Annotated in this window: 6 protein-coding genes and 1 pseudogene; 2 read left to right on the top strand and 5 right to left on the bottom strand. The window is 75.6% G+C overall.

Going from position 1 to position 6,624, the window contains the following annotated elements; all coding sequences use genetic code 11:
- Nucleotides 1-136 precede the first annotated feature (136 nt).
- From L1885_RS20875 to L1885_RS20865, 3 genes are read right to left on the bottom strand one after another with little or no spacing between them, the layout of a single operon-like run.
- Nucleotides 137-1,423, bottom strand: a complete 1,287-nt coding sequence (locus L1885_RS20875) for a beta-ketoacyl-[acyl-carrier-protein] synthase family protein (protein WP_235798696.1) — start codon at nt 1,421-1,423, stop codon at nt 137-139.
- Nucleotides 1,420-1,689 carry an acyl carrier protein gene (locus L1885_RS20870; RefSeq protein ID WP_235798695.1) on the bottom strand — a complete coding sequence of 90 codons (270 nt, stop codon included), beginning with the start codon at nt 1,687-1,689 and terminating at the stop codon, nt 1,420-1,422. The genes L1885_RS20875 and L1885_RS20870 overlap by 4 nt, the downstream gene beginning before the upstream one ends.
- Entirely contained in the window at nt 1,686-3,095 is a 1,410-nt protein-coding gene (locus L1885_RS20865) for an aminotransferase class III-fold pyridoxal phosphate-dependent enzyme (protein ID WP_268984325.1), read from the bottom strand. Before L1885_RS20865 ends, L1885_RS20870 begins: the two co-directional genes overlap by 4 nt.
- Between L1885_RS20865 and L1885_RS29530 the strand changes: the two are divergent.
- Together L1885_RS29530 and L1885_RS29525 are read left to right on the top strand one after the other, a co-directional pair.
- Nucleotides 2,979-3,353 (top strand): annotated as a pseudogene (locus L1885_RS29530) (outer membrane protein assembly factor BamB family protein); the annotation flags it as partial. The gene L1885_RS20865 and the pseudogene L1885_RS29530 overlap by 117 nt on opposite strands.
- A gap of 3 nt (nt 3,354-3,356) precedes the next feature.
- Nucleotides 3,357-3,932: an outer membrane protein assembly factor BamB family protein gene (locus L1885_RS29525; protein WP_505016783.1), complete on the top strand. Its 576-nt coding sequence runs from the start codon at nt 3,357-3,359 to the stop codon at nt 3,930-3,932.
- A gap of 63 nt (nt 3,933-3,995) precedes the next feature.
- Here the strand turns inward: L1885_RS29525 and ilvD are convergent, their stop codons facing one another.
- Together ilvD and L1885_RS20850 are read right to left on the bottom strand one after the other, a co-directional pair.
- Complete coding sequence (ilvD, locus tag L1885_RS20855) at nt 3,996-5,846, bottom strand: dihydroxy-acid dehydratase (protein ID WP_235798692.1); 1,851 nt, start codon at nt 5,844-5,846, stop codon at nt 3,996-3,998.
- A 176-nt stretch (nt 5,847-6,022) separates the two neighbouring features.
- Nucleotides 6,023-6,624 (bottom strand): TetR/AcrR family transcriptional regulator (locus L1885_RS20850; protein ID WP_235798691.1); only part of this gene is annotated, 602 nt, incomplete at its 5' end.

The following is a 6,624-nucleotide window of genomic DNA, read 5'->3' as shown; positions in this document are numbered from 1 at the left end:
GGGCCGAGCGGGTCCGCTCGTCGGGGACGGCGCCCCGCGCGCTCCCGTCCGCGCCCGCCGCCACGCCGCCGAGCGCGGCCAGCACCTCCGAGCCCACGACGCCCGTCGCGCCCGTGACGAGGATCCGCACGCCGCCTCACCCGTTCCCCGTGCCGCGGGCGCCGGGGCCCGGCACCAGCACCACGCACGCGTTCTGCCCGCCGAACCCGAACGAGTTCGACAGCACCGGCCGCCCGGACTCGATCGCCCGGGACCGCCCGATCACCACGTCCACCAGGTCCGCCTCCGGCGATCCGAGGGTGTTGGCCACCGCGGGCACCACCCCGCGCCCCGCGCACAGCAGGGCGAGCGCCGCCTCCAGCGCGCCGGAGCCGCCGATGAGATGGCCGGTGACGCCCTTGAACGCCGTCAGCGGCGGCGCGGCCCCCGCGAAGACGCGCTCCACGGCCCGCGCCTCGGCACGGTCGTTGAGCAGCGTGGACGTGCCGTGCGCGTTGATGTGCCCGACGTCGGACGGGGCGAGCCCCGCGTCCCCGATCGCGCCGCGCATGCACTCCGCCGCCAGGGCGCCGTCCTCGTGCGGCGCCACGATGTGGGCGCCGTCGCAGTTCGTCGCGTACCCGGCCACCTCGCCGTAGATCCGCGCGCCGCGCGCCAGGGCGAGGTCGCGCCGCTCCAGGACGAGCACGGCCGCGCCCTCCCCCATCACGAAGCCGTCCCGGTCGGTGTCGAAGGGCCGGCTCGCCCGGTCGGGCTCGTCGTTGCGGGCCGAGAGGGCACGCATCTTCGCGAAGGCGGCCATCACGATCGTGGTCACGGGCGTGTCGACGCCGCCCGCGACCGCCGCGTCGAGCTCCCCGTACCGGATGCGGCGGGCTGCCTCGCCGACGGCGGTCGTGCCGCTCGCGCAGGCCGTCGCGTACGTGGTGCAGGCGCCCCGCAGGCCGAAGCGCAGGGCCACCCGGGAGGCGGGCGAGTTCGCCATGGTGCGGGGCACGGTGTGCACGGGCATCGCCATCGGGTCCGCGCCGTGGTCGAAGGTGTTGCCCTCCATCGCGGCGAGCCCGCCGAGCCCCGTGCCGATCTGGACGCCCACCCGCTCGGGCGGCAGCGCGGCGAGCGCCGGGGCGCCCGCGTCCGCGACGGCGTCGGACGCCGCGCACAGCAGCAGCTCCGCGGCGCGGTCGATCTGCCGCCGCTCGCGCCGCGAGACGTACGGCTCGACGTCGAACTCCGGCACCAGGCAGGCGATCGTGACGCGCAGCTCCGCCTCGGCGAGGTGCTTGACGGCGGACGCGGTGGAGCGCGCCGCGAGGAGCGCGCCGTACGCGTCCTCCACGCCGTTGCCCGCCGGGCACTTGATCCCGAGGCCGGTCACGGCGACCCGCTCCCGGTCGGGCCGGGTCCGCGCGTCCGTGCTCATGAGCGCGCCGCCAGGCGCTCGGCGAGCAGGTCGATGGCGTGGCCCACGCTGTGCGCCGAGGTGAGGTCCGACACCGGGATCTTCATGGCGAGCGCCTTCTCCAGGCGGGCGCCGACCTCCATGAGCTCCAGGCTGTCGATGCCGTAGTCGTCGTGCAGGTCGGTCGCGTCGTCGACCTCCTCGGGTTCGATGCCGAGGACGCCGGAGACCGCCGTGCGCACGACATGCGCCAGCTCGTCGCGGCCGCGGAGGTGAGCGGTGGTCATGTGTCGTCTCCCAACGTGCGGTGCGGATGAGGTGCGGACGCGGACCCGGGGGCCCGCGGTGGTGGTGGGGCGGGCGCGGCGGCTGCGGGGACGGCGCCGGAGCGCGACGCGACGGTGACGGCCGCGTCGAGGATCTCCGCCGCCTCCGCGATCTCCCGCTCACTGCACACCAGCGGGGGCAGCAGCCGTACGGTCGTGGGCCGGCCCAGGCACGGCGACACCAGCAGCCCGGCGCCCGCCAGTTCCACCACCACCGCCCCCGCGGCGCGCGCGCTCGTGAAGTCGATGCCGCGCAGCAGCCCGGCACCGGTCACCGCGCCCACCACGCCGGGGTGCGCGGCCGCGAGAGCGGCCAGCGCCCCGTCGAGCGCGTCCGCCAGCACACCGCCCCGGCCGGCGAGCTCCTCGATCGCCGTCAGGGCGGGGTCCAGTGCCGCGCAGCTCAACGGGTGGCCGCCGAAGGTCGCCGAGTGCAGGAACGGGTCGGCCGCGAGCGGCGCGTACATCTCCTCGCTGCACACCACGGCGGACAGCGGCACGACCCCGCCGCCCAGCGGCTTGCCCACGAGTACGGCGTCCACGGGCAGCCCCGCCGCCAGCGCCACCGACGGCTCCCCGCACCGGCGCAGCCCGCACTGGATCTCGTCGGCGATCGCGAACGCCCCGTGCGCGTGCGCGTCCGCGCACCAGCGGCGCAGCACCTCGACCGGCAGGACGGCGGCGCCGTTCTCGCCCTGCACCGGCTCGAAGACGACCGCCGCCACGCCCGGGCCGCGCGCGGCCTCCCGCCGTACGGCGCCGGCGTCGTCCGCCGCGACGTGCACGACGTCCGTGCGCGTGCCGAGGAGGCCGGTCCGGAACAGCGCGCTGTGCGTGAGGCCCAGCGCGCCCAGCGACTTGCCGTGGAAGCCGCCGCGCACCGCGAGGACCCGGCCGCGGCCGGTCGCGAGGCGCGCCAGCTTCACCGCGACCTCGACCGCGTCGGCGCCGTTGAGCCCGAAGTACACCTTCGGCAGGAGGCGTCCGCCCGGCGCGCGGCCACCGAAGTACGCGGCGAGCCGGGCCGCGGCGCGGGCCGCGACCGGGTTCGCGAGGCTGCGTGTCGAGGTCGGCATCGTGTCGAGCTGGGCGCGCACCGCGGCGACGACGGCCGGGTGGCGGTGGCCCAGCAGCGTCACCGCGTACGAGCCGAAGTCCAGGGCGCTGCGCCCGTCCGACAGCCGCACCCGGCAGCCCCGGGCGCCGTGTTCTGCGCGGCGCCCGGCGTCCCGGCGGCCCGGCTCGACGCGGCCGACGGGAAGATCGCCTGGTCGCTGCCCGGCCGCGGATCGTCCGACACGGTCTCCGGTGACGCCGGACCGGTCCTCTCCGGCGGCCTGCTGTACGTCACGGGCACGGGCGGGCAGCGGTTGCAGGCACTCGATCCGGCGACCGGACGGCAGCGCTGGAGCGCGTCGCTCGAAGGCTTCCCGACCGTGCGGCACGCCGCGGGCACCGCCGTCCTCGTGTCCGCGGACGGCCGCACCGTGCGCGCCCTGGACGGACGGACCGGCGCGCCGCGCTGGACCCGTCGGCTCGACGCGCGCAGCACCGTGTGGACGGACCCGTCCGGCACGGGGCAGGCGCTGTACGCGGTCGCGCCCACGCAGGACGGCACGGGATCGACGGTGAGCGCGCTCGACCCCGCCACCGGCCGGGCGCGCTGGTCGACGACGGTGGCGGGAACGCTCAGCCCGGTGCACGAGAGCGGTCCGACGCTGTGGGCGCTGTCCCAGCGGCCGGACGGCCTCACGGACTCGGTGGTACGCATCGGCGGCGCGGCCGGCGCCTCGACGCGGCGCGTGCCGCTGCCGAACCCGGTCGACCAGGCGCAGGCCACGGTGAGCGGCGGGATCGCCTACGTCATGTCGTACGCGGGAGCGCTCAGCGCCCTCGACACCCGCGAGGGGGCGGCACGTCCCGTGCTGTGGACGCTGGAGACGGCGGTGACCCGGGCGTCGCGCCCCACGGCGGACGGCGCCGGGCACGTGTTCGTGACGGCGGGCGACGGACGGCTCCTCGCCGTCGACGCGGCGCGCGGAACGCTGCTCGCGCAGACGGCTCCGCGGCTCGGCGCGCAGCGCTCCACGGTCGCGGCATCCCTGCCTGCGCCGGTGCTCACGGCCGGCGGCCGCGAGGTGGTCGCCGCGGGTCCCGACGGCTCGGTCCTGGCCGGTGACGCACGGCACCCCTCGGACTGGTAGCGGTCCGAGGGGCGCACAGGGCACGTGGGCGGGGGCGCGGCCGGGCCGCGCGCCCGCCGCCGGTCAGCCGAGGCGGGTCACGTCGCGCACCGCGCCGCGGTCCGCGCTCGTGGCCATGGCCGCGTAGGCGCGCAGGGCCACCGACACCTTGCGCTCGCGGGCCTTCGGCGCGTACACGCCGTTCAGCGCCTCGCGGCGGGCCGCCAGTTCCTCGTCGTCCACGAGCAGTTCGATCGAGCGCGACGGGATGTCGATGCGGATCCGGTCGCCGTCGTGCACCAGGGCGATCGTGCCGCCCGACGCCGCCTCAGGCGAGACGTGACCGATCGACAGGCCCGACGTGCCGCCCGAGAAGCGGCCGTCGGTGACGAGCGCGCAGCTCTTGCCGAGGCCCCGGCCCTTCAGGTACGAGGTCGGGTAGAGCATCTCCTGCATGCCGGGGCCGCCCTTGGGGCCCTCGTAGCGGATGACGACGACGTCGCCCTCGGTGATCTCCTTGCGGAGGATCTTCTCGACGGCCTCCTCCTGCGACTCGCAGACGACCGCGGGACCCTCGAAGGTCCAGATCGACTCGTCGACGCCGGCGGTCTTCACGACGCAGCCGTCCACGGCGATGTTGCCGCGCAGCACCCCGAGACCGCCGTCCTTGCTGTAGGCGTGGGCGACGTCGCGGATGCAGCCGCCGGCCGCGTCGGTGTCCAGCGTCTCCCACCGCTCCGACTGCGAGAACGCCTCGGCGGAGCGGACGCAGCCGGGCGCCGCGTGCCACAGGTCGACGGCCTCGTCCGACGGGGAGCCGCCGCGCACGTCCCACGTCTCCAGCCACGCCTTGATGCTCGGCGCGTGCACGGTGTGGACGTCCTCGTTCAGCAGGCCGCCCCGGTACAGCTCGCCCAGGATCGCGGGGATGCCGCCGGCGCGGTGCACGTCCTCCATGTAGTACGTGCCGCCGGGCGCGACGTTCGGCGCGACCTTCGCGAGGCAGGGCACGCGGCGCGACACCGCGTCGATGTCGTCCAGGCCGTAGTCGACGCCCGCCTCCTGGGCGGCCGCCAGCAGGTGCAGGATCGTGTTCGTGGAGCCGCCCATGGCGATGTCCAGGGCCATCGCGTTCTCGAAGGCGGCGTGCGTCACGATGTTGCGCGGCAGGACGGAGGCGTCGTCCTGCTCGTAGTAGCGCTTCGCCAGGTCGACGACGGTGGCGCCGGCCCGCTCGTACAGCGAGCGGCGCGCGGTGTGCGTGGCGAGCACCGAACCGTTGCCCGGCAGGGCCAGGCCGATGGCCTCGGTCAGGCAGTTCATCGAGTTGGCGGTGAACATGCCGGAACAGGAGCCGCAGGTCGGGCAGGCGTTCTCCTCGATGCGCAGCATGTCGGTGTCGGACACGGACTCGTCGACCGCGTCGGACATGGCGTTGATGAGGTCCAGCTTGCGCACCGTGCCGTCGACCAGGGTGGCGCGTCCGGCCTCCATCGGGCCGCCGGAGACGAAGACCGTGGGGATGTTGAGGCGCATCGCGGCCATCAGCATGCCCGGCGTGATCTTGTCGCAGTTGGAGATGCAGATCAGGGCGTCCGCGCAGTGCGCCTCGACCATGTACTCGACGGAGTCGGCGATCAGGTCGCGGGACGGCAGCGAGTAGAGCATGCCGCCGTGGCCCATCGCGATGCCGTCGTCCACGGCGATCGTGTTGAACTCGCGGGGCACGGCGCCCGCGGCCTTCACCGCGTCGGAGACGATGCGGCCGACCGGCGCGAGGTGCGTGTGGCCCGGCACGAACTCCGTGAACGAGTTGGCGACGGCGATGATCGGCTTGCCGATGTCCTCGCTCGCTACGCCCGACGCCCGCATAAGGGCGCGCGCGCCCGCCATGTTGCGGCCGTGGGTGACTGTGCGGGACCTCAGCTCGGGCATCGTCGCTCGCTCCTTCGGAAGACCTGTCGCGGATGCGTCAGCCACGAATGGCTTGGATCGAGCCTACGCGCCGCCTCCAAGATCCGGACACGCTGTCCGGAATGCGGGACGGGTGTCCGGAGGGCAGGACGCGTCCCGGGGCTGGACACGTCCGGGGACCGCGGGCCTCCGGGGGCTCAGTGTTCCGTCAGGTAGCGCTGGAGCGTCGGCGCGACCCGGCGCACCAGTTCGTCCGTGCTCGCGCTCGCCAGCGGTTCGGCGCCCAGGACGTAGCGCAGCATCGCGATGCCGACCATCTGCGACGCCGCGAGCTCCGCGCTCAGCCGCGGGTCCGGTACGTCGAGGGCGCGCGCGACCGGCTCCAGCAGCTCGCGCAGTACGAACGAGCGCAGCACGGCACCGGCCGCGTCGTTCGTCAGGGCCGAGCGCACGACGGCCAGCAGCGGCGCCCGGGTGTCCTCGTTCTCCCAGACCCCCAGGAAGTAGCGCGTCAGCCGCTCCCCGATGGCGTCGCGGTCGCCGCCCAGGATGCCCCGGACGCCGACGGCCGGCTCGAAGGACACCGCGATCGCCGCGCCGAAGACCTGCTCCTTCGTGCCGAAGTAGTGGTGCACGAGGGCCGGGTCGACGTCGGCGGCCTTGGCGATGCCCCGCACGGACGTCCGGTCGTAGCCGAGTTCGGCGAACGCGCCGCGCGCCGCTTCGAGGATGCGCTCGCGGGCGCCGGGCCCGGCCCCGGCGGCGCCCCGGGCGGGGCGTCCCCTGCCGCGCCGGCCCG

Origin of the sequence: Streptomyces fuscigenes (assembly GCF_021556455.1) — a bacterium.
Classification (GTDB): domain Bacteria; phylum Actinomycetota; class Actinomycetes; order Streptomycetales; family Streptomycetaceae; genus Streptomyces; species Streptomyces fuscigenes.
The sequence above is the reverse complement of the archived record's forward strand: the minus strand, read 5'-3'. Positions and strand labels throughout refer to the sequence as shown.

Bases quoted from the DNA above. Each gene is read 5' to 3' on its own strand.
- L1885_RS20875 (WP_235798696.1), bottom strand. From the start codon at position 1,423: ATGAGCACGGACGCGCGGACCCGGCCCGACCGGGAGCGGGTCGCCGTG.
- ilvD (WP_235798692.1), bottom strand. From the start codon at position 5,846: ATGCCCGAGCTGAGGTCCCGCACAGTCACCCACGGCCGCAACATGGCG.
- L1885_RS20870 (WP_235798695.1), bottom strand. From the start codon at position 1,689: ATGACCACCGCTCACCTCCGCGGCCGCGACGAGCTGGCGCATGTCGTG.